The 19,508-nt window shown below is 59.5% G+C and carries 19 protein-coding genes; 9 read left to right on the forward strand and 10 right to left on the reverse strand.

All coding sequences use genetic code 11. The features are described 5' to 3' along the window. Positions 1–3 precede the first annotated feature (3 nt). The 5 genes from trpD to lexA all read left to right on the forward strand — a co-directional run bounded on the left by trpD (position 4) and on the right by lexA (position 4,346). Entirely contained in the window at positions 4–1,014 is a 1,011-nt protein-coding gene (gene trpD / locus WA367_RS09445; protein WP_336056519.1) for an anthranilate phosphoribosyltransferase, read from the forward strand. A 26-nt stretch (positions 1,015–1,040) separates the two neighbouring features. After that, complete coding sequence (gene trpC, locus WA367_RS09450) at positions 1,041–1,841, forward strand: indole-3-glycerol phosphate synthase TrpC (protein ID WP_336056520.1); 801 nt, start codon at positions 1,041–1,043, stop codon at positions 1,839–1,841. 6 nt (positions 1,842–1,847) lie between these two features. Then, the gene (gene moaC, locus WA367_RS09455; RefSeq protein ID WP_336056521.1) at positions 1,848–2,351 is read left to right on the forward strand and encodes a cyclic pyranopterin monophosphate synthase MoaC; all 504 of its coding nucleotides are present in this window, start codon (positions 1,848–1,850) and stop codon (positions 2,349–2,351) included. Beyond that, positions 2,332–3,540, forward strand: coding sequence for a molybdopterin molybdotransferase MoeA (locus WA367_RS09460; RefSeq protein ID WP_336056522.1), 1,209 nt, complete (start codon positions 2,332–2,334; stop codon positions 3,538–3,540). The genes moaC and WA367_RS09460 overlap by 20 nt, the downstream gene beginning before the upstream one ends. A gap of 83 nt (positions 3,541–3,623) precedes the next feature. Beyond that, the gene (lexA, locus tag WA367_RS09465; protein ID WP_336056523.1) at positions 3,624–4,346 is read left to right on the forward strand and encodes a transcriptional repressor LexA; all 723 of its coding nucleotides are present in this window, start codon (positions 3,624–3,626) and stop codon (positions 4,344–4,346) included. 29 nt (positions 4,347–4,375) lie between these two features. On the opposite strand, the gene WA367_RS09470 is transcribed toward lexA, so the two are convergent. Beyond that, positions 4,376–6,727 (reverse strand): ComEC/Rec2 family competence protein, encoded by a 2,352-nt coding sequence (locus tag WA367_RS09470; RefSeq protein WP_336056524.1) that lies wholly within the window; start codon positions 6,725–6,727, stop codon positions 4,376–4,378. 113 nt (positions 6,728–6,840) lie between these two features. Between WA367_RS09470 and gltX the strand changes: the two genes are divergently transcribed. From gltX to WA367_RS09490, 4 genes are all read left to right on the forward strand, one after another. Continuing rightward, positions 6,841–8,262, forward strand: a complete 1,422-nt coding sequence (gene gltX / locus WA367_RS09475; RefSeq protein WP_336056525.1) for a glutamate--tRNA ligase — start codon at positions 6,841–6,843, stop codon at positions 8,260–8,262. A gap of 163 nt (positions 8,263–8,425) precedes the next feature. After that, complete coding sequence (gltA, locus tag WA367_RS09480; protein ID WP_336056526.1) at positions 8,426–9,715, forward strand: citrate synthase; 1,290 nt, start codon at positions 8,426–8,428, stop codon at positions 9,713–9,715. Between the two features lie 196 nt (positions 9,716–9,911). After that, positions 9,912–10,157, forward strand: a complete 246-nt coding sequence (locus WA367_RS09485) for a hypothetical protein (RefSeq protein ID WP_336056527.1) — start codon at positions 9,912–9,914, stop codon at positions 10,155–10,157. Beyond that, the gene (locus WA367_RS09490; protein ID WP_336056528.1) at positions 10,154–11,788 is read left to right on the forward strand and encodes a sodium:solute symporter family transporter; all 1,635 of its coding nucleotides are present in this window, start codon (positions 10,154–10,156) and stop codon (positions 11,786–11,788) included. Before WA367_RS09485 ends, WA367_RS09490 begins: the two co-directional genes overlap by 4 nt. Before the next feature lie 12 nt (positions 11,789–11,800). On the opposite strand, the gene WA367_RS09495 is transcribed toward WA367_RS09490, so the two are convergent. The 9 genes from WA367_RS09495 to rpsM all read right to left on the reverse strand — a co-directional run bounded on the left by WA367_RS09495 (position 11,801) and on the right by rpsM (position 19,475). Next, a complete protein-coding gene (locus WA367_RS09495) occupies positions 11,801–12,592 on the reverse strand; it encodes an ATP12 family chaperone protein (RefSeq protein WP_336056529.1) in 792 nt (263 codons plus the stop codon). A gap of 48 nt (positions 12,593–12,640) precedes the next feature. Then, the gene (locus WA367_RS09500) at positions 12,641–13,627 is read right to left on the reverse strand and encodes an RluA family pseudouridine synthase (RefSeq protein ID WP_336056530.1); all 987 of its coding nucleotides are present in this window, start codon (positions 13,625–13,627) and stop codon (positions 12,641–12,643) included. 34 nt (positions 13,628–13,661) lie between these two features. Further along, complete coding sequence (gene crcB, locus WA367_RS09505; protein ID WP_336057094.1) at positions 13,662–14,042, reverse strand: fluoride efflux transporter CrcB; 381 nt, start codon at positions 14,040–14,042, stop codon at positions 13,662–13,664. After that, on the reverse strand, positions 14,042–15,361 hold the full coding sequence (locus WA367_RS09510; RefSeq protein ID WP_336056531.1) for a replication-associated recombination protein A: 1,320 nt from the start codon (positions 15,359–15,361) through the stop codon (positions 14,042–14,044). The genes crcB and WA367_RS09510 overlap by 1 nt, the downstream gene beginning before the upstream one ends. A gap of 15 nt (positions 15,362–15,376) precedes the next feature. Then, a complete protein-coding gene (locus tag WA367_RS09515; RefSeq protein ID WP_336057095.1) occupies positions 15,377–16,831 on the reverse strand; it encodes a DegQ family serine endoprotease in 1,455 nt (484 codons plus the stop codon). A 176-nt stretch (positions 16,832–17,007) separates the two neighbouring features. Further along, positions 17,008–17,439 carry a 50S ribosomal protein L17 gene (rplQ, locus tag WA367_RS09520; RefSeq protein WP_336056532.1) on the reverse strand — a complete coding sequence of 144 codons (432 nt, stop codon included), beginning with the start codon at positions 17,437–17,439 and terminating at the stop codon, positions 17,008–17,010. Positions 17,440–17,486: 47 nt separating this feature from the next. Continuing rightward, positions 17,487–18,497 (reverse strand): DNA-directed RNA polymerase subunit alpha, encoded by a 1,011-nt coding sequence (locus tag WA367_RS09525; RefSeq protein ID WP_336056533.1) that lies wholly within the window; start codon positions 18,495–18,497, stop codon positions 17,487–17,489. Between the two features lie 94 nt (positions 18,498–18,591). After that, the gene (gene rpsK, locus WA367_RS09530; protein WP_036480335.1) at positions 18,592–18,981 is read right to left on the reverse strand and encodes a 30S ribosomal protein S11; all 390 of its coding nucleotides are present in this window, start codon (positions 18,979–18,981) and stop codon (positions 18,592–18,594) included. Positions 18,982–19,106: 125 nt separating this feature from the next. Then, the gene (gene rpsM, locus WA367_RS09535) at positions 19,107–19,475 is read right to left on the reverse strand and encodes a 30S ribosomal protein S13 (RefSeq protein ID WP_036480332.1); all 369 of its coding nucleotides are present in this window, start codon (positions 19,473–19,475) and stop codon (positions 19,107–19,109) included. Positions 19,476–19,508 lie beyond the last annotated feature (33 nt).

Here is a 19,508-nt window from a genome sequence, read left to right on the forward strand (position 1 = left end):
GCCATGGCAGATCTCAAAAAGCACATTTCGACAGTCGCCGCGGGTGAACCTCTCGACTTCGAACGCGCGCGTGAAGCCTTCGAGATTATCATGTCGGGCGAGGCCACCCCTGCGCAGATCGGCGGCTTCCTCATGGGGCTTAGGGTCCGTGGCGAAACGGTAGCGGAAATCACCGGCGCCGTAGATACGATGCGCTCCAAGATGCTCACCGTCTCCGCTCCGCAAGACGCAGTGGACATTGTCGGCACCGGTGGAGACGCTTCAGGCACCTATAACGTCTCCACATGCGCCGCATTCATCATTGCCGGCAGCGGCCTTCCGGTGGCAAAGCACGGCAATCGCGCCCTCTCCTCCCGCTCCGGTGCTGCCGACAGCCTTGCCGCACTTGGCGTGAATATCGATATCGGGCCGGAGAGGATCTCCGAGTGCATTACCGAAGCAGGTCTCGGCTTCATGTTCGCGCCCAACCACCACGCTGCGATGCGCCATGTGGGGCCAGCACGCGTGGAACTGGGTACCCGCACGATTTTCAACCTGCTCGGACCGCTTTCCAATCCCGCCGGCGTCAAGCATCAGCTCGTGGGGGTATTCTCGCCCCAGTGGGTCGAACCGCTGGCAGAGGTGTTGAAGGAGCTTGGCACGGACAGGGCTTGGGTCGTACATGGCGACGGCCTGGACGAGATAACGACTGCCGGCACAACCAAGGTTGCCGCCCTTGAAAACGGTGCGATTCGGACCTTTGATCTGACGCCGGAGGAAGTCGGTCTCCCACGCGTGACCGTAGCTGATCTCAAGGGCGGCGACGGCGAGTACAATGCCCGCGCGCTGCGTGCCGTTCTTGAAGGAGAGCGCAATGCCTATCGCGATATCGCAGTTTTCAACGCAGCCGGTACATTGACCATGGCTGGCAAGGCTGAGAATCTGCAGGACGGCGTGAAGATGGCCCAGGCGGCAATCGACAATGGCAGCGCTCTGAAGCGCCTCGAAAAACTGGTCGAAGTGTCCAACCGGTAAGCCGGAGCGACATGCGAAGGACGGCAATGGCTGACATTCTGGAAAAGATCGAGACCTACAAGCGCGAGGAGATCGCGGCCGCAAAAGCCGCTGTTCCGCTGAGCGAGCTCAAGGCGAAAGCCGCAGATGTCGAAGAGCCCCGCGGTTTTGCACGCGCATTGCGCTCTGACATCGACAAGGGCCGTTTTGCGCTTATTGCCGAGGTGAAGAAGGCAAGCCCCTCCAAGGGACTGATCCGTGCGGACTTCAACCCGCCGGCACTCGCCGAAGCCTATCGCGAAGGCGGCGCGACTTGCCTCTCTGTGTTGACGGACAAGCCCTCATTCCAGGGAGCGCCGGAATATCTTGCACAGGCGCGCAATGCCTCGGGTCTTCCGGTCCTGCGCAAGGATTTCATGTTCGAGACCTATCAGGTTCACGAAGCCCGCGCCTGGGGAGCAGATGCGATCCTGCTCATCATGGCTTCCCTCACCGACGATGAGGCGCGCCAACTTGAAGACGAGGCTTTCCAACTTGGCATGGACGTGCTGGTGGAGGTTCATGACGAACCCGAGCTTGAGCGAGCGCTCAAACTGTCCTCACCGCTGATTGGTATCAACAATCGCAATCTGCGAACATTCGAAGTCAGCCTCGAGACCAGCGAGAAGCTGGCACCGCTTGTCCCCGATGAGCGGCTGATTGTGGGCGAAAGCGGCATCTTCACCAATGCTGACTGCCAGCGCCTGTCGAAATGCGGCATCAACACCTTCCTGATCGGCGAGAGCCTGATGCGCCAGGATGATGTAGCCCAAGCCACACGCGATCTGCTCGCTCCTGTGGCTGCTTGAGTTTCCATGACGCGGCTCACCCATATCACCTCCGATGGCACTGCGCAGATGGTGGATGTTGGCGCAAAAAGCGAAACCGCCCGCCATGCAATGGCTGAGGGATCCGTGAAAATGCGTCCGGAAACGCTGGATGCCATCCGCAGAGGCGATGCCAAGAAAGGTGACGTTATCGGCACTGCACGCATTGCAGGCATCATGGCTGCAAAGCGCACCCACGAACTCATCCCGCTTTGTCACCCTCTCGGTCTCGACAGCGTTGCCGTCGAAATCAAACCCGACGAGGAACTGCCGGGCCTTCACATTTGTGCAACCGCACGGGTGACCGGCAAGACAGGCGTGGAGATGGAAGCTCTAACAGCAGCCTCCGTTGCCTGCCTGACCATCTATGACATGGCCAAGGCCATGGATCGCGGCATGGAAATCACCAATCTCCGCCTTGTCGAGAAAGCCGGCGGCAAATCGGGCCACTGGAGAAGAGAAGACGCACCGGATGGCACTTCTTCCCGTTGATGAAGCGCTGGAGCGAGTTCTGGACGGCGTCAAGCCGCTGGAACCCGAATGCGTGCCATTGAGAGAAGCGTCAGGACGTGTCCTTGCGTCACCGATATATGCCAACCGGACCCAGCCGCCCTTCGACGCATCCGCAATGGACGGCTTTGCGGTACGTGCGGACGACACCCGCAAACCCCAGAACAACCTGCGCGTGGTCGCAGAGGCTGCGGCTGGCACACGGTTCGAAGGCACGCTCAAGCATGGGGAATCGGTACGGATTTTCACCGGGGCACCTGTGCCGAAAGGTGCTGACGCTGTCCTGATACAGGAGAACACCGAACAGACCGGTCAGGCAACAATCCGTGCGACGTGTCCCGTCGAGGTTGGACGAAATATCCGGCTGGCAGGCCTCGATTTTCGTGAAGGCGACACCCTGCTTGAACCGGGGCGCAAACTCGATCCCGCAGCTCTGGCACTTGCCGCCTCTGGCGGACATCCGAGCCTATGCGTGCACAGGAAACCGCTTCTGGCGGTACTTGCCACCGGTAACGAGCTTGTCCCTCCCGGCGACGAGATCGGAGAAAATCAGATCATCGCATCCAACACATTCGGCATCGCAGCCATAGCCGAACAGGAAGGTGCTGAAGTGCTTGATCTGGGCATCATACCCGACGACGCAGCGTTGATTTCTGCGGCATTGCAGCAAGCCTCCGGTCAAGGAGCGGATGTTCTGGTCACGCTCGGCGGCGCATCGGTTGGAAAACACGACCTCGTGCGCAGCGCACTGGCTGACGCGGGAATGCAGCTTTCGTTCTGGAAAGTTGCCATGCGCCCGGGCAAGCCATTGATCTCCGGAAGATTGGGCAACCAGCGGGTGCTGGGCCTGCCCGGCAACCCTGTTTCCAGTCTTGTCTGCGCCGAACTCTTTCTGCGACCGCTCCTGGCCCGGCTCTCCGGCGCTATCTTCCGTCCCGATATCCGCCGCGCCAGGCTCGCCACTGCCATGTCGGCCAATGATGAACGTCAGGACTATGTGCGTGCAGTCGCGGTACAAGGCCCTGAGGGGCTTCTAGCAACACCGTTTGCTCACCAGGATTCGTCGCACCTGACGGCTTATGCTGCCGCAAACTGCCTCCTCATCAGGGAACCCCACGCACCCGCCGCGGCCGCCGGCGACAGATGCCGGATCCTGATGCTGCGAGACTGACGCCAAAATTGCCGTTGCGGAACACAACTGGAACAGATACATTATGTTCTGGTTTTGTTTATGACTGATTCCGGGAGTCGGCAATGCTGACACGCAAACAGCACGAGCTGCTGCTCTTCATCCACGAGCGTCTGAAGGAGACGGGCATCCCGCCTTCGTTTGACGAGATGAAGGAGGCGCTCGACCTGGCTTCCAAGTCGGGCATTCATCGTTTGATTACCGCGCTCGAGGAAAGGGGCTTCATCCGCAGGCTTCCCAACCGGGCTCGTGCGCTGGAAGTGTTGCGCCTGCCTGATTCGATCGCACCAGGTCTTGGCGGCACTGCACGCAAGTTTCAGCCAAGCGTGATCGAGGGTAGCCTCGGCAAAACGCCCGAACCTGCCCGTCCCGCCGCTCCCGCGCCTGCACCGGCTGAAGACGGTGGCGCCTACAGCGTCCCGGTCATGGGGCGTATCGCAGCCGGTGTGCCCATCGATGCCATCCAGCACCAGACCCACAGCATCACGGTACCGCCGGATATGCTTTCAGGTGGGGAGCACTACGCTCTGGAAGTAAAAGGCGACTCGATGATCGAGGCTGGGATCTTCGATGGTGATACTGTCATCATCAAACATTCCAGTTCGGCCAATCCCGGTGAGATCGTTGTTGCGCTGGTTGACGATGAGGAAGCCACACTCAAGAGGCTCAGGCGCAAGGGCGCATCCATTGCGCTTGAGGCAGCCAATCCTGCCTATGAGACGCGCATTTTCGGCCCCGACCGCGTGAAGGTTCAAGGCAAGCTGGTCGGTTTGATCCGCCGCTACTGACCTTGTGAGCCCTCGGGTCGCTGCTGAATTCATAGCGCGCCCGCAGGAGGGTTAATCCCTCCGGTAGGGCGGCAGGCCCTTGCAGCGCGAGAATATTGTCGGTGTTCATGCCAGGGCCGATAGGGCCTGGCCACGGCATGTACAAGTCGGGTTATCCTGTCCGGTCTGGTCGACAGATAGATTGCCGCAGCACCATTTTGTGCGAGATCCTTCTTGGTCAGCAGCAACACGTGCCTGCCGCATGGAGAGGAGATTGTGGCATCGTCGACCACGATCACCGCAGCTTTCGAGCAATAGGCTCTAGTGTCTGCCGGGTCCTTCAGATGCACGATTGCTCCACCATGGGGATGCTCCAGCGAGCAGACCGTGTCGGCGCATGAAAAGGCGTTGTCTGGTGTGGCCTGCCCCTCATCCACACCCTGCGGCTTGATCACCTGATCGACATTCAGCGCATGTTTCCAATCACCCATGGTGAAGCCGTTGGGCCGGTCTCTGTTGACCGCCAGTGCCCCGTTTGCCACGCGGACACCGACGAGCCGCGCATCATCGCTCACAAGGACATCTGGAAGGTCGCGCTGGGACCAGACGGCCAGTCCGGCAAGCAGGAACGGGAGCGACAGAATTCTCAACCGCGTCGTGAAAATGACCAGCAATGTAAACCCGCTGACGAGCAGCAGGAATGCGCCCCGCGGCATCAGACCGATCGCATCAATGGGACTGCGATCTGAAACCGTTTCGGCGATCAGCGTAATCCCCTCTATCGCCTTGCCCATCAGGAGCCAGAATGGTCCATCCAGCCCAAATGGCATCATGATCATTGCGATTACCGCAGATGGCATGGCAACAAGCGAGACCAGGGGCATGGCCGCCAGATTTGCAGGCAAAGCATAAGGACTGACGCGCTGAAAATGCCACGCTCCGAACAGGCTGGTTGCCAGGCCGGCAATAATGCTGGTCGCGCAAAGCCCGGCGAAGAACAGTAGTACCGCCATTGCCACGCGAGCGGCCAGCCCTCGCTCCCGATGCGGCCGGTGCGAGGCCCTGCGGCGGCGTTCCGTCCACCATCCATACGCGGCAATCAGTGCCGCAGTCGCCGCAAAGGACATCTGAAAACTGGGCCCGACCACCACATGGGGTGATGCGGCAATGATGATGAGGGCGGCAATGGCGAGATTACGCATTGTTATCGCCGCGCGATCAAACAGAAGCGCTGCCAGCATGACGGCGAGCATGATATAGCTGCGTTGCGCGGCGACGGCTCCTCCGGAGATCAGCAGATAAAGCGTGGCCAGAAGCAAAGCTGCGCCTGCGGCATATTTCTTCACCGGCAGGCGCGAGGCGCTCTGAGGAAAGAGCGCGAAGCCCCAGCGCACGCCAAGCATGACGCATCCGGCGGCCAATGCCATGTGCAGGCCTGAAATTGCCAGAATATGCGCCAGCCCTGCGCGCCGTAGCCACTCATTCGTTTCTTCGGGTATGCCCGCACGGAAACCGGTGATCATCGCGACCGCCACTTGCCCAGCCTGCCCATCCACATGGCGCGAAATTCGCTCAGCGAGCGCCCGGCGCAGCCTTTGGACCAGGCTTTGCGCACGCAATAGAACACTCTCTTCGGCTTTTTGAACGCGCACGGGATTGCGCAGAAAGAAGCCAACTGCACCCCGCTCCTGGAAAAAGCTCGTAAAGGCAAAGTCATAGGCACCAGGGCGCACCGGCCCGGAAGGCGGCATCAGCCGCACCAGCCCGCTGACAACGTCGCCCGGCGCCAGCGCATCCGGCACATTGCGGGCGCTGACCCGGACACGGTCAGGTGCATATCTCAGTTGCGGCCGCTCTGTCCCGATCACATCCAGCGTAAGCCGGATGCGTCCGTTTGCCATGTGCTCAAGTGTCAACACCTGCCCCGTCAGCGTTGTGGCAATGGGCGAACCAAGCATCGGTGTTGATCGCCGCCAGGTCTCCAGCTTGGCTGCGGCCAGCCCCATTGAGAAAACCAGTAACGCCGCAAGTCCGAGGGAGACCACCGGTCTACCTCGCGCCAGAAAAAGGCCCGCAAGGAGCACCGTGACAGTTGCCACGATGGCTGCGCCTGCTGGTTCTTCCGGCAAGGCGAAATAGACCGCTGCGCCAATGGCCAGCAAGACAGGCAGAAACAGGAACGGTGTGCCTCGGGCAGCTTCCACGTGCAGGTCGCTCAGCACATTTCCACTCAACGACTGAGTCAGGGATTTACGCGACCGTGGCTGCGCCGAAGGCAGCGTCGCACCACCAGCTTCTGCAATATCCCGGACAGGCTCCGCCACGGGCGAACCGACCTGGCCGAAACCCTGCCCGAACCGCTCGCGCTCATCCATGCTGGTGGCCGCCCCGTCACCTTGCATTTCCCATAAGCCCCCGGCGCTTGCGTGCGCTCTCGCCTATGCTACATGAGGCGCACGCAATTTCCACCCGACGGATGGGCGGTCAGGATCGCCCACAGCCCAAACAGGATGTCATGTCAAAACCTGTCGTAACCCGCTTCGCCCCCTCACCCACCGGCTTCCTGCATATTGGCGGCGCCCGGACAGCATTGTTCAACTGGCTTTATGCGCGTCACACAGGCGGCAAGATGCTGCTGCGTATCGAGGATACCGATCGCAAGCGTTCCACCGACGAAGCAACCAGGGCCATTATCGAGGGAATGTCCTGGCTCGGCCTCGACTGGGACGGCGAGCCGGTTTCTCAGCACTCGCGGGCCGATCGCCATCGTGAAGTGGCCTTGGAAATGGTGGAACGAGGCGAAGCATATTATTGCTATGCCTCCCAGGAAGAGCTGGAGGCCATGCGCGAAAAGGCGCGCGCTGAAGGCCGCCCGCCGCGCTACGACGGCACCTGGCGTGATCGTGATCCCTCCGAAGCGCCTGAAGGCGTAAAGCCTGTCATTCGCATCAAGGCGCCAAAGGATGGCGAGACCGTCATTCATGACAAGGTTCAAGGCGAGGTGCGCTTTCCAAACAAGGATCTCGACGATTTCATCATTCTGCGCTCCGACGGCTCGCCAACCTACATGCACGCAGTCGTCGTGGATGATCACGACATGGGCGTAACCCACATCATCCGCGGTGACGACCACCTTACCAATGCCGCGCGCCAGACCCTGATTTACAAGGCCATGGGCTGGGATGTGCCGGTGATGGCGCATATTCCGCTGATTCACGGTGCTGACGGTGCGAAGCTGTCCAAACGCCACGGCGCGCTGGGCGTGGAAGCCTATCGCTCCATGGGCTATCTGCCCGAGGCACTGTGCAATTACCTCGCCCGCCTTGGCTGGAGCCATGGCGATGACGAAGTGATGTCCATCAAGCAGATGGTCGAATGGTTTGAGATCGAGGATGTGAACAAGGGCGCAGCGCGCTTCGACTTCAAGAAGCTCGAGGCCATCAACGGCATCCATATGCGCAACAGCTCTGACGACGATCTTTTTGAGCTGTTCATGAAGCAGATGCCCTATCTGGAAGGCGGTCCGCTGATCGTACAGAACCTGACGGATCAACAACGCGAACAGATCCGACAGGCCATTCCCGGTTTGAAAGAACGCGCAAAGACGCTCGTCGAACTCCTTGATGGCGCTGGATTTATTTTCGCCAAGCGCCCATTGCCGTTCGAGGAGAAGGCCACCAGCCTTTTGACCGATGATGCACGCGCGATCCTCGCCAGCCTCCACTCCGACCTCTCCGCTCTGGACGAATGGACGCTGGATTCCACGGAAGCGGCAGTGCGCGCATGTGCCGAAAGGGCGGAGGTAAAGCTTGGCAAGGTTGCCCAGCCGCTGCGCGCTGCTCTGACGGGTCGCACCACTTCGCCGGGCATCTTTGATGTGCTGGTCGTGCTTGGACGGGAGGAATCGCTCGCCCGGATAAAAGATCAGGTGGCATAATACTTTGGTCTGCACATCGCCGGTGCACTGCAACATTGGGGGTGTGGTGCGCTTGGCATGGGCAGACAAATGCGATAGCTAAGTGCCACCTGTGGCGGGCCGCGTCTCCTGCGCGGAGCATTATCCCGCGCCCCCAAGTTTCACATATGGAAGAGGTGTTGCGATGTCAGAATCGAGTGCGAAACTGGAGCTTGGTGGCGACAGCAAGGAATTTCCGGTACTGAATGGTACGCTCGGACCGGACGTCATCAATATCGGTGCTCTGTACAAGAACACCGGCATGTTCACCTATGACCCGGGCTTCACCTCTACCGCAAGCTGCGAATCGAAGATCACCTATATCGACGGTGACGAGGGCATTCTGCTGCATCGCGGCTATCCGATCGAGCAGTTGGCCGAGCATGGCGACTTTCTGGAAACCTGCTATCTGCTTCTCTACGGTGAACTTCCGACCAAGGCTCAGAAGGAAGACTTCGACTACCGCGTGACGCACCACACCATGGTGCATGAGCAGATGAACCGTTTCTTCACCGGCTTCCGCCGGGACGCCCACCCTATGGCGGTGATGTGCGGTGTCGTGGGCGCGATGTCTGCCTTCTATCACGACTCCACCGATATCTCCGACCCGCATCAGCGCATGGTTGCCAGCCTGCGCATGATCGCCAAGATGCCGACCATTGCGGCAATGGCGTATAAATATCATGTGGGACAGCCTTTCGTTTACCCGAAGAACGATCTCGGATACGCGGCCAACTTCCTCCATATGTGCTTCTCGGTCCCGTGCGAAGAATACAAGGTGAACCCGGTCCTGGCACGCGCCATGGAGCGGATCTTCATCCTGCATGCTGATCACGAGCAGAATGCATCTACCTCCACGGTACGCCTGGCTGGCTCCTCGGGTGCCAATCCCTTTGCATGTATCGCAGCCGGTATTGCCTGCCTCTGGGGCCCTGCCCATGGTGGTGCCAATGAAGCCGCACTGAACATGCTGTCGGAAATCGGCACGGTTGACCGCATTCCTGAATATATCGAGCGTGCGAAAGACAAGAACGACCCGTTCCGCCTCATGGGCTTCGGTCACCGCGTCTACAAGAACTACGATCCGCGCGCCAAGATCATGCAGAAGACCTGTCACGAGGTTCTCAGCGAGCTTGGCATCAAGGACGACCCGCAACTCGATATTGCGATGGAGCTGGAGCGCATTGCCCTGACCGATGAATATTTCATCGAGAAGAAGCTCTATCCGAATATCGACTTCTATTCTGGCATCACGCTCAAGGCACTTGGCTTCCCGACCACCATGTTCACGGTATTGTTCGCCCTTGCCCGCACCGTCGGCTGGATCGCCCAGTGGAAAGAGATGATCGAGGACCCGAACCAGAAGATCGGCCGCCCGCGCCAGCTCTACACCGGCTCCACACAGCGCGACTACGTGCCGATTGCAAAGCGCTGATCGCCACTCAAGACAATGAGACAGAGCCTCGCCCTCGGGCGGGGCCTTTTTTATGGCGTCATGCCGCCTGCGAGTTCTGAAATGTCCGCATTTGGCGCCCTTTCCTCGCATGGCGAGTTCCCTTTCAAGCCCAACTGCTTGAAACTGTGGTCGAACTGCGGCGATTCTCTGCAGCTTCAAGACGGGGGAGGATGGGATGCAGAAGGCTGATGCGCGTGAGCGTTACCTGCGAAAATGCAGGAACCTGATGCTTGTGAGTTTGCTGGCTGTAACTGCGACCTGGGCTATTGCCTTGGTGGCGTTGCAGTTCATCGGCGTCTCTCGGCTTCCCGGCTATTCCCTCCCGCTTCTGGTCACAATACATCTGCTGATAGTCGTTACTCACAATCTGCGGCGCGCAAGGCTCGATCAGAGCTTTGGCTTCGAGGAAGTCGCGCGATGAGATCGGTACCCGGCAATTCTTCCAGGCCGCGCCGTCTCACATGGTCCTACGGGCTTCTTGCCGCAGCGCTTGTCGGACTTCTTGTCATACTTGAGATATTGGGTACGGATGGAGCGACCATCGACCGGATTTTTCTCACCGTGGTCGGTTTGCATTTGCTTTATGCGGCATTTGTTTCGCGCACCATGACGCTTCATGCCTTCCTCTACGGCGATCAGGCTGCCAGTTCCCGGCTTGTTGGCTGCATCCTGGCAGCATCGTTTCTGTGCGGCGCGCTTGTTTTCAATCTCGGAGGCGAGCCGATCGGTTACACTGCCCTGGCTTTCTGCGCCGCGGGTGGCACAGCCGCATACGTCGTGTTGAACGCCTGCATAGTGCCCCATTTCCGAAAAAGCGGAAGTTCCTCGACCGCAAGCTTCCTTGGAGATCACTTTGACAGCAACAGTGTCCGGATCTGCGCGAGCCTGGTTCTGCTGGCGGTCAATGCGGCGTTCATCATCGCGGGCCTCGCCCTGGCAGCAACAGTTCTTGAATCAAAACTTCAAGTCACACCTCTAACAGCTGCAATCGCAAGCGCTCTTCTGGTCGCCCTAAGTGCAATCTTTGGGGGCATGCGCAGTGTCGGATGGACGGCTGGTCCCCTGTTCGTTGCCATATGCATGGGGCTTGCTGCCTATCTACTGCTCCCCTTTCTACAAACACTCGGACTGGCCGACCCGCTTCCCGCAACAGCGGAACTTCGGCCAACGCTTTTGAGTGATGAATTAGATTCACCATTAAGCGTAAGTGGCTGGGGCAGCGCGACCATGATGCTGACATGCATGGCGGGCGTGGCATCCCTTCCTTTCGTACATGCCGCTTTTGCCACGGCTCGAAGCTTGAAGGCAGCTCGAATGGCAAGCGCCTGGGCCCTTCTGTTCATTCTTGGGATAGTCGCCGTCGTGCCAGTTCTACCTGCGGAGTTCACCAGTTCCACGGGTGCAAATGGAAGCGTCCTGTTGCCCTTGGATGCGATGACTCAAATTGTGGAGGAAATGCTCGGCAATCCTCCAGCGGATTTCCCGCAGGTATGGAGCGGGGTTGTCACTGCCGGCTTGCTGGCAGCCGCTATTGCCCTGACCAGCCTGGCCATAACGAACAGCGCGAACAGCATGAGCAATGATATTGTCTTCGCCTGGAAGGGTGCCAAGGCTGACACGGCTTCCCGCCTTGTTGTCGCCAGGCTTGCGATCCTATTGATGGCAGGCGGTGGGGCGGTTCTCGTTCTGCACGGGCAACAATTTGTCCTGCCCGGCATCAGCCTTGCCCTCGGCTTCTCTGCCTCCTCAATCCTTCTGCCACTGATCCTCGGTATCTGGTGGAAGAGGATGGATTGGATCGCCGCGCTGGCAGGAATGCTGGGCGGGCTGACCGCAGCGTCACTGTGGCTCTATCACGTCTCCACGGTGGATACGCCCTGGCTTGCCCTCGACTTCAACCGCATCGCATTGCCAGGCATGGCAGGAAGCCTTATTTGCATGCTCGCCGCCAATCTCGTGCATAAGCGCAGCGCCTCAGGCGAGGACGAGACAAAGCACGAAGCTCTTCATTTCCCCAACGGCAATGCGCCCTACGCGAATCTGGCGAAATAATTGGTGGGCAGGCTATCTTGGAAGCACGGCAAGAAGGTCCGAGGCCGCCTTCATGTCGCGCCACCTGTTGGCGCGCCTTTGTGCAGCTTCGCCATCTTCGCCCCACTGCGAGATGTTCCAGTCCTCGTCGACATGCGCAGCCGTCCAGGCTTCTTCAGCCGAAACTTCCCCATCCTCCACGGCAAGCGCCAGAAGTGCGGAGCCGGTGAGGCTGGTCATGAGATGCAGGCAGGAAATGCGCAAGGGCTCTGTGCGCTCACGCAGATAGGTACCGACAGCTGCAATTGTGGTTCGCGGCTGCTCAACATGCATGATGCCTTCGGCAAGGTTGAAGCTCCCGCCGAAGCGTCTTTCGGCCCAATCGAGGACGCCGTCCCAATGTTCGCGCTGGTTCCCAACAAGCGTCTCCGGTCCGTCTGCCCGATAGCAAAGCAGGTCGCTTGAGGCGAAGCGCAAGATATCCTCGGCAACGGCCTGCGGATCCTGCGCAACACCGTCTATCGCGGTGTTCACAAGGCGTGTCACGGGCATGGTTGCCGGATCGACTTCCCTTTCCTGTGCATCATATTCGGCCCGGACAATCTCTGCAGCCTCTCGCACGGGAAGCGTCACCACTGTCTTGCCAGGCGTGCGTACCGGCTTGCCGTCCAGCAGCACCTTAAAGCCGTCATCCGCCTCGCCTATCTCAACGTTTTTGTAGAAACGCTTTGGAAGAGGTGTCTGCATCTGCTTCTGCGCGCGCTTGACCGGATCGGGGTCCGACAACGCAGAAGGGGTTTCGAGATCGGTTAGAATTTCACGCATGACAACTCATATAGGTTTGCGATTTCGGCAGCGAAAGGACTTATCCGTTCAGCTTTCCGTTTCACCGAGCGCCTCGTCGAATCCAAGCAGGTTCCAGGCCTGCTGCATGTGGCCGGGCATCTCCGCCGTCACATCCAGCTTTCCGCCGGAAGGATGCGGGATGATGATGCGACGGGCATGAAGATGCAGCCGGTTCTGCAAACCACCCGGCAGTTCCCAGTTCTGGTCGGCCTCGAAATATTTCGGATCGCCGATGATCGGGCAACCGATATGCGCGGCGTGCACACGCAGCTGGTGCGTGCGCCCGGTATAGGGCTCCATGTGAAGCCAAGACAGTGCCGTTCCGGCCTGTTCGACGATCCTGTAGTTGGAAACCGCATGGTCGGAATCCGGCTCCCCATGCTTCACCACGCGCATGCGGTCCCCATCCGGCGTCTGCTCCTTGGCAAGCCAGGTGGAGATCTTTGCTTCGCGCTTCTTCGGCACGCCTTTGACAAGCGCCCAGTAGATTTTCTGGGTTTCGCGCGCGCGGAAAGCTTCGGCCAGCTTCATCGCGGCAAGCCGGCTGCGTGCTACGACAAGCACGCCAGACGTATCCCGGTCGAGACGATGGACGAGGCGCGGCTTCTCGCCTTTCTTGTTGCGCCAAGCTTCCAGCATGCCGTCCACATGACGTGCGACACCCGATCCACCCTGCACCGCAAGCCCCGCGGGCTTGTTGAAGACGAAGACCTTGTCATCCTCATGGATGAGCATTTGCGAGAGCACGTCACCATCAGCCTGGCCGCGCATCGTGCGCACAGTTGCCGGACCGGCCGCCTTGTGGTCGACCTGAAGCGGCGGGACGCGCACCATCTGGCCAGGCTGGACCCTCGTTTCGGCCTTCGCCCGCCCGCCATCCACGCGCACCTGCCCCGTGCGCAAAAGCTTTTGCAATTGCCCGAATCCAAGCCCGGGATAATGTGCTTTGAACCAACGGTCGAGGCGCATGCCCGCTTCACCGTCGTCTACCTTGATCTGTTCTACGCCAGCCATTTACCTGCATCCATTTCGACTGGGGCCAATAGCATTATGGGAAGCTTCTTGCGAGCCACAAACCGCCAAAGACCGCAAAGAGGGAGAGGATGACGCTCGCCACGGCATATGAGAGTGCGGCAATGACGGCCTGCCTTTCCCATAAGGCGGCGAAATCGAGCGAATATGCTGAAAAGGTCGTGAAGCCCCCGAGGAAACCTGTGGCAAGCAACAAACGCATGCCCTCGCCCACTCCTTCAGCACGGCGGGCGAGATAGCCGACCAGAAGCCCCATGGCAAAGGAGCCGGCCACATTCACCACCATGGTACCCGCCGGAAACCCGGCTCCGAACAGCCGGCTTATCCAGAGGACAGACAGATAACGCAGCCCCGCGCCGGCTCCGCCGCCCAGAAAGACCAGCAAGACATTCACGATCAAGGCTCTCCCCGCTCGCGACGCAACTTCGCCCAATAGCCGAGACGCTTGCGTATCTCCCGCTCGAACCCGCGTTCCGGCGGATCGTAGAAGCTCTGCCGACCAAGCGCTTCGGGGAAATAATTCTGGCCGGAGAAAGCGTCCGGCTCATCATGGTCGTATCGATAGCCGCTGCCATATCCGCTTTCCTTCATGAGCTTGGTCGGCGCATTCAGGATATGTTTCGGCGGCAGCAGAGAGCCATGCTCCTTCGCGGCACGATAGGCAGCCTTGAAGGCTGTATAGACGCCATTGGATTTCGGTGCGGTGGCGAGATAGACGCAAGCCTGCGCCAGTGCAAGTTCCCCTTCAGGTGAACCCAGATAGTCATAGGCATCCTTGGCGGCATTGGTGATGACAAGCGCCTGGGGATCGGCAAGCCCGATATCCTCGACCGCCATGCGCACGAGCCGGCGCCCGATATAGAGCGGGTCTTCACCAGCATCGAACATGCGGCAAAGATAGTAGAGCGCTGCATCCGGATCAGACCCGCGAACCGATTTATGCAGGGCAGAGATGAGGTTGTAGTGGCCATCCTGCCCCTTGTCATAGATAGGCGCGCGGCGCTGTACGACCTTGAGCAGACTCTCTGCATCGAAATTCTCGCCCTCACCTGCTGCGCGCCAGACTTCTTCGGCAAGTGTCAGCAAGGAGCGCCCATCACCATCTGCCATGCGCAGAAGCATCGCACGCGCATCGTCATCTACCGGCAGCGGGCGCTCCTCAAGCGCCTCGGCACGGTCAAGCAGATGGGCAAGATCATCCGGCTCGAGCGACTGAAACGAAAGGACACGTGCGCGCGACAGAAGAGCGGCATTGAGCTCAAAGGACGGGTTTTCCGTCGTTGCGCCCACCAGAACAACGGTTCCATCCTCCATGACCGGAAGGAAGGAATCCTGCTGCGCGCGGTTGAACCGATGGATCTCATCCACGAACAGGAGCGTCTGCCGCCCTTGGCTGCGGCGCAGACGTGCCGCCTCGAAAACCTTCTTGAGGTCCGCGACACCGGAGAATATCGCCGAAATCTGCTCAAAGGCCAGTTCTGTCTCGCCGGCGAGAAGCCGCGCCACGGTGGTTTTCCCAGTACCCGGCGGTCCCCAGAAAATGAGTGACCCCAGGGAGCCGGAACGGATCATGCGCGTCAGCGCCCCATCCGGCCCCGTCAGATGCTCCTGTCCGACTACCTCCTCCAGCTTTTTGGGACGCAGCCGCTCTGCCAGAGGCTGACCGACCGGTGCTGCGCTCTCGTTGCTGGTTGGTGACTGGAAGAGATCACCCATGGATACTGCTTTGCCTCAATACCGGATTACCTGACGCATCATTCTGCCGTCGCGCTCGATCGTGAACTGCCACCAACGCGCTCCAGATGATGCCGCCACCTGCAGTGTGGTGACATCGCTGATTTTCGTGCCGTTGATCTCGCGAACGATATCACCCGCGCGAAGCCCCACACGTGATGCCGGTGCACCCCGCTGAACCTGCGTGACCACAACGCCCTTCTGGTCTACCGGCAGACGCATCCTTTGCGCAAGGCGCGGAGAAATGTCCTGAACAGTTGCACCGGCAAAAGGACTGTTTCCCTTGATGGTAGTAGGCTTCGTGGTTCCGCCTGGCGCTCGCTCGATCGAAATCTCGATCTCCATGCGGCGGTCTTCCCGCAATACGGACAGCTTTGCCCGGGAGCCCAGAGGCATGGTCGCCAGGCGGTATTCCAGTCCCTCCGGATGCTCCACGGGTTTGCCACCGACTTCCAGAACCAGGTCACCGCTGCGCAGCCCTGCCCGGTCCGCAGGACTGTTCTCGACGACATCCACAACGAGCGCGCCCATTGGACGGTCCAGACCAAGCGCATCACCAATACGTGCCGTAACCGCGTCGAAGCTGGCACCGATATAGGGTCGCTCGAAGAAATCCTCGCCGCGTTGGGCAGCTTCGACAACAACCCGCACGATATTGGCGGGAATGGCAAAGCCGATACCATTGGAACCGCCCGAACGGCTGAAAATGGCGGTGTTGATTCCCACGACCGATCCATCCATGCCGACAAGAGCACCACCCGAATTGCCCGGATTGATGGCAGCGTCGGTCTGGATGAAGAAGCCGAAATCTGTGATCCCGCTTGGCGTACGCGCAAGGGCAGAGACGATGCCGCTCGTCGTGGTCTGGCCAACACCGAACGGATTGCCAATTGCCAGCACCAGGTCACCCACCTCCAGCGCTTCTGAATCGCCCAGCCGAACGGCTGGCAGTGGCGCATCATTGCTGATCCTCAGCACCGCAAGATCAAGACCCTCATCCTTCAGCAGGACCTCACTCTCGAACTCACGTCCATCGGCAAGCGCCACCTTCACCTCATCCGCACCGCGGATGACGTGGTAATTGGTCACGATAATACCGTCCTCATCAACAATAACCCCCGAACCAAGCGAGGACTGCACGCGTGGCGGCATGCGGGGAACATCGAAAAAGCGCTCGAAGAAGGGATCGCCCGCAAAGGGAGAGCGCACCTCGACATGTGACGACGCATAGACGTTCACGACCGCCGGCGCTGTTTCCCTGATCAGCGGTGCGAAAGAGAGCTGCATCTCGGCCTGTGAGAAAGGCACACGCCTGACTGTCTCGCCATTCGCCCCTGCAGGCCCCTCTACACGACTTCCTCGAAGAAGCTCACCAAGCGCATCGGCTATCCCGTCCTGCGCGTGCCCAGTCGCAGGCGTCGCCACCGCCAGCAACAGGAACCCAATCCGCATTGCAGCCTGAACCGTCGGAACCATGCGCCCGATCATCTTCGCGTCCTTCCATTTGAGTTTATGAATCACCTGATGGGATCTGCCATGACAGTCCGCGATGATGGCGAAACGGTGAGCACGAAAAAAGGGGCTCGAAAGCCCCTTTGATCAGTATCACAAATTGAAGCAATCACAGCTTACGCTGCTTCTGCTTCCTCATTGGCAGCTTCTGCCTCGACGCGTGCGCGATCGGCTGCGCCCTTGGCATCAACATCGCGGTCAACGAACTCGATGACAGCCATCGGTGCGTTGTCGCCGTGGCGGAAGCCCGCCTTCATGATGCGCAGGTAGCCGCCATTGCGCGTTGCATAGCGCGGTGCGACCGTCTCGAAGAGACGACGAACGAGCTTCTCGTCGCGGATTGCGGAAATCGCCTGGCGACGTGCATGCAGGTCGCCACGCTTGCCGAGCGTCACCAGCTTTTCAACGATTGGACGCAGTTCCTTGGCCTTGGGCAGCGTGGTGACGATCTGCTCATGCTCAATGAGGGATGCTGCCATATTGGCAAACATCGCCTTGCGGTGGCTGGCGGTCCTGTTCAGCTTGCGGCCGGATTTTCCGTGACGCATGGCTATTCTCCTTCACATACCCGTCAGGCTCTAAAGGCCCCGGGCGCTTAATACTGGTCTTCGTAGCGCTTTGCGAGTTCTTCGATATTGTCTGGTGGCCAATCCTGCACTTCCATGCCGAGATGCAGCCCCATCGAAGCAAGCACTTCCTTGATTTCGTTCAGCGACTTGCGGCCGAAATTCGGAGTGCGGAGCATTTCCGCTTCCGTCTTCTGGATCAGGTCGCCAATATAGACGATATTGTCGTTCTTCAGGCAGTTGGCCGAACGGACCGAAAGCTCCAGCTCGTCCACCTTCTTCAGAAGTGCCGGGTTGAACGCAAGCTCCGTGACCTGCTCTGCAGGCTGCTCGCGCTGCGGCTCCTCGAAGTTGACGAACAGACCGAGCTGATCCTGCAGAATGCGCGCTGCAAAAGCGACTGCATCCTCACCGGACACGGAACCATTGGTTTCAATGGTCATGGTCAGCTTGTCATAGTCGAGAACCTGGCCCTCACGGGTGTTTTCGACCTTGTAGGAGACCTTCTTGATCGGCGAGTAGAGGCTGTCGACCGGGATTAGACCGATCGGAGCATCTTCGGCACGGTTGCGGTCGGCAGGCACATAGCCCTTGCCGGTGTCGACCGTGAACTCCATACGGATCTCTGCGCCTTCATCGAGCGTGCAGATCACGTGATCGGGGTTCAGGATCTCGACATCGCCAACGGTCTGGATGTCACCAGCGGTAACAACGCCGGGGCCCTGCTTGCGCACGACCATGCGCTTGGGTCCGTCACCATCCATCTTGATGGCAATTTCCTTGATGTTCAGGACGATGTCGGTGACATCTTCACGAACGCCGGAAATCGAGGAGAACTCGTGAAGCACGCCATCGATCTGCACCGCAGTAACAGCCGCACCACGAAGCGAGGACAGAAGCACGCGACGAAGCGCGTTGCCGAGCGTCAGGCCGAAACCACGCTCAAGCGGCTCGGCGACCAAAGTGGTCTGCGTCTTGCCCTTGGACGTGAACTCGATCTTGTTCGGCTTGATCAGTTCCTGCCAATTTTTCTGGATCATAAGCTTTTCCTTCCGTTACCCCGACACCATCCATTCGTGCCGGGCGTGCTGGAGACCGCAGAGGAGCGGCGTACCGCTCTTACGGTGTAAGCGATTAGACGCGACGCTTCTTGCGCGGACGGCAACCATTGTGCGGGATCGGGGTCACATCACGGATCGAGGTGATCGTGAAACCGGCAGCCTGGAGAGCGCGGAGCGCGGATTCACGACCCGAACCCGGACCGGAAACCTCAACCTCAAGGGTGCGCATGCCATGTTCCTGTGCCTTGCGCGCACAATCTTCAGCAGCAGTCTGTGCAGCGAACGGTGTGGACTTGCGCGAACCCTTGAAACCCTGAGCACCGGCAGACGACCAGGCAATCGCATTGCCCTGCGCGTCGGTGATGGTGATCATGGTGTTGTTAAAGGTCGAGTTGACGTGTGCAACACCCGACGAGATATTCTTACGTTCACGACGGCGAACGCGTGCGGCTTCCTTAGCCATAAACTTTCCTTCCGTTGATCTCTACACCGCCGTAACACCAGCGGCTCCACCAGTAAGGGAGTAGCGAATGGCGAATAGTGAATAGGGATCCCTACTCGCTACTCGCGACTTCGCTATTCGCTCACTTACTTCTTCTTGCCGGCGATTGCCTTGGCAGGACCCTTGCGGGTACGCGCATTGGTGTGCGTGCGCTGACCACGAACAGGCAGCGAACGACGATGACGCAGACCGCGGTAGCAGCCAAGGTCCATCAGACGCTTGATGTTCATGGAAACTTCGCGGCGAAGATCACCCTCGACCTGGTAGTCGCGGTCAATCGTCTCGCGGATCTGCAGGACTTCCGCATCGGTAAGCTCGCTCACGCGACGCTCTGCGGGAATACCTACCTGCTCCACGATCTGGCGCGCGAAATGCGGGCCAATGCCGTGAATGTACTGAAGCGCGATCACTACGCGCTTGTTCGTCGGAATGTTGACGCCAGCAATACGGGCCACGTCGGCTCTCCTTGGTTGTCTGCCGCTCTTCGC

Origin of the sequence: Nitratireductor sp. CH_MIT9313-5 (assembly GCF_037029545.1) — a bacterium.
Classification (GTDB): Bacteria; Pseudomonadota; Alphaproteobacteria; order Rhizobiales; family Rhizobiaceae; genus Chelativorans.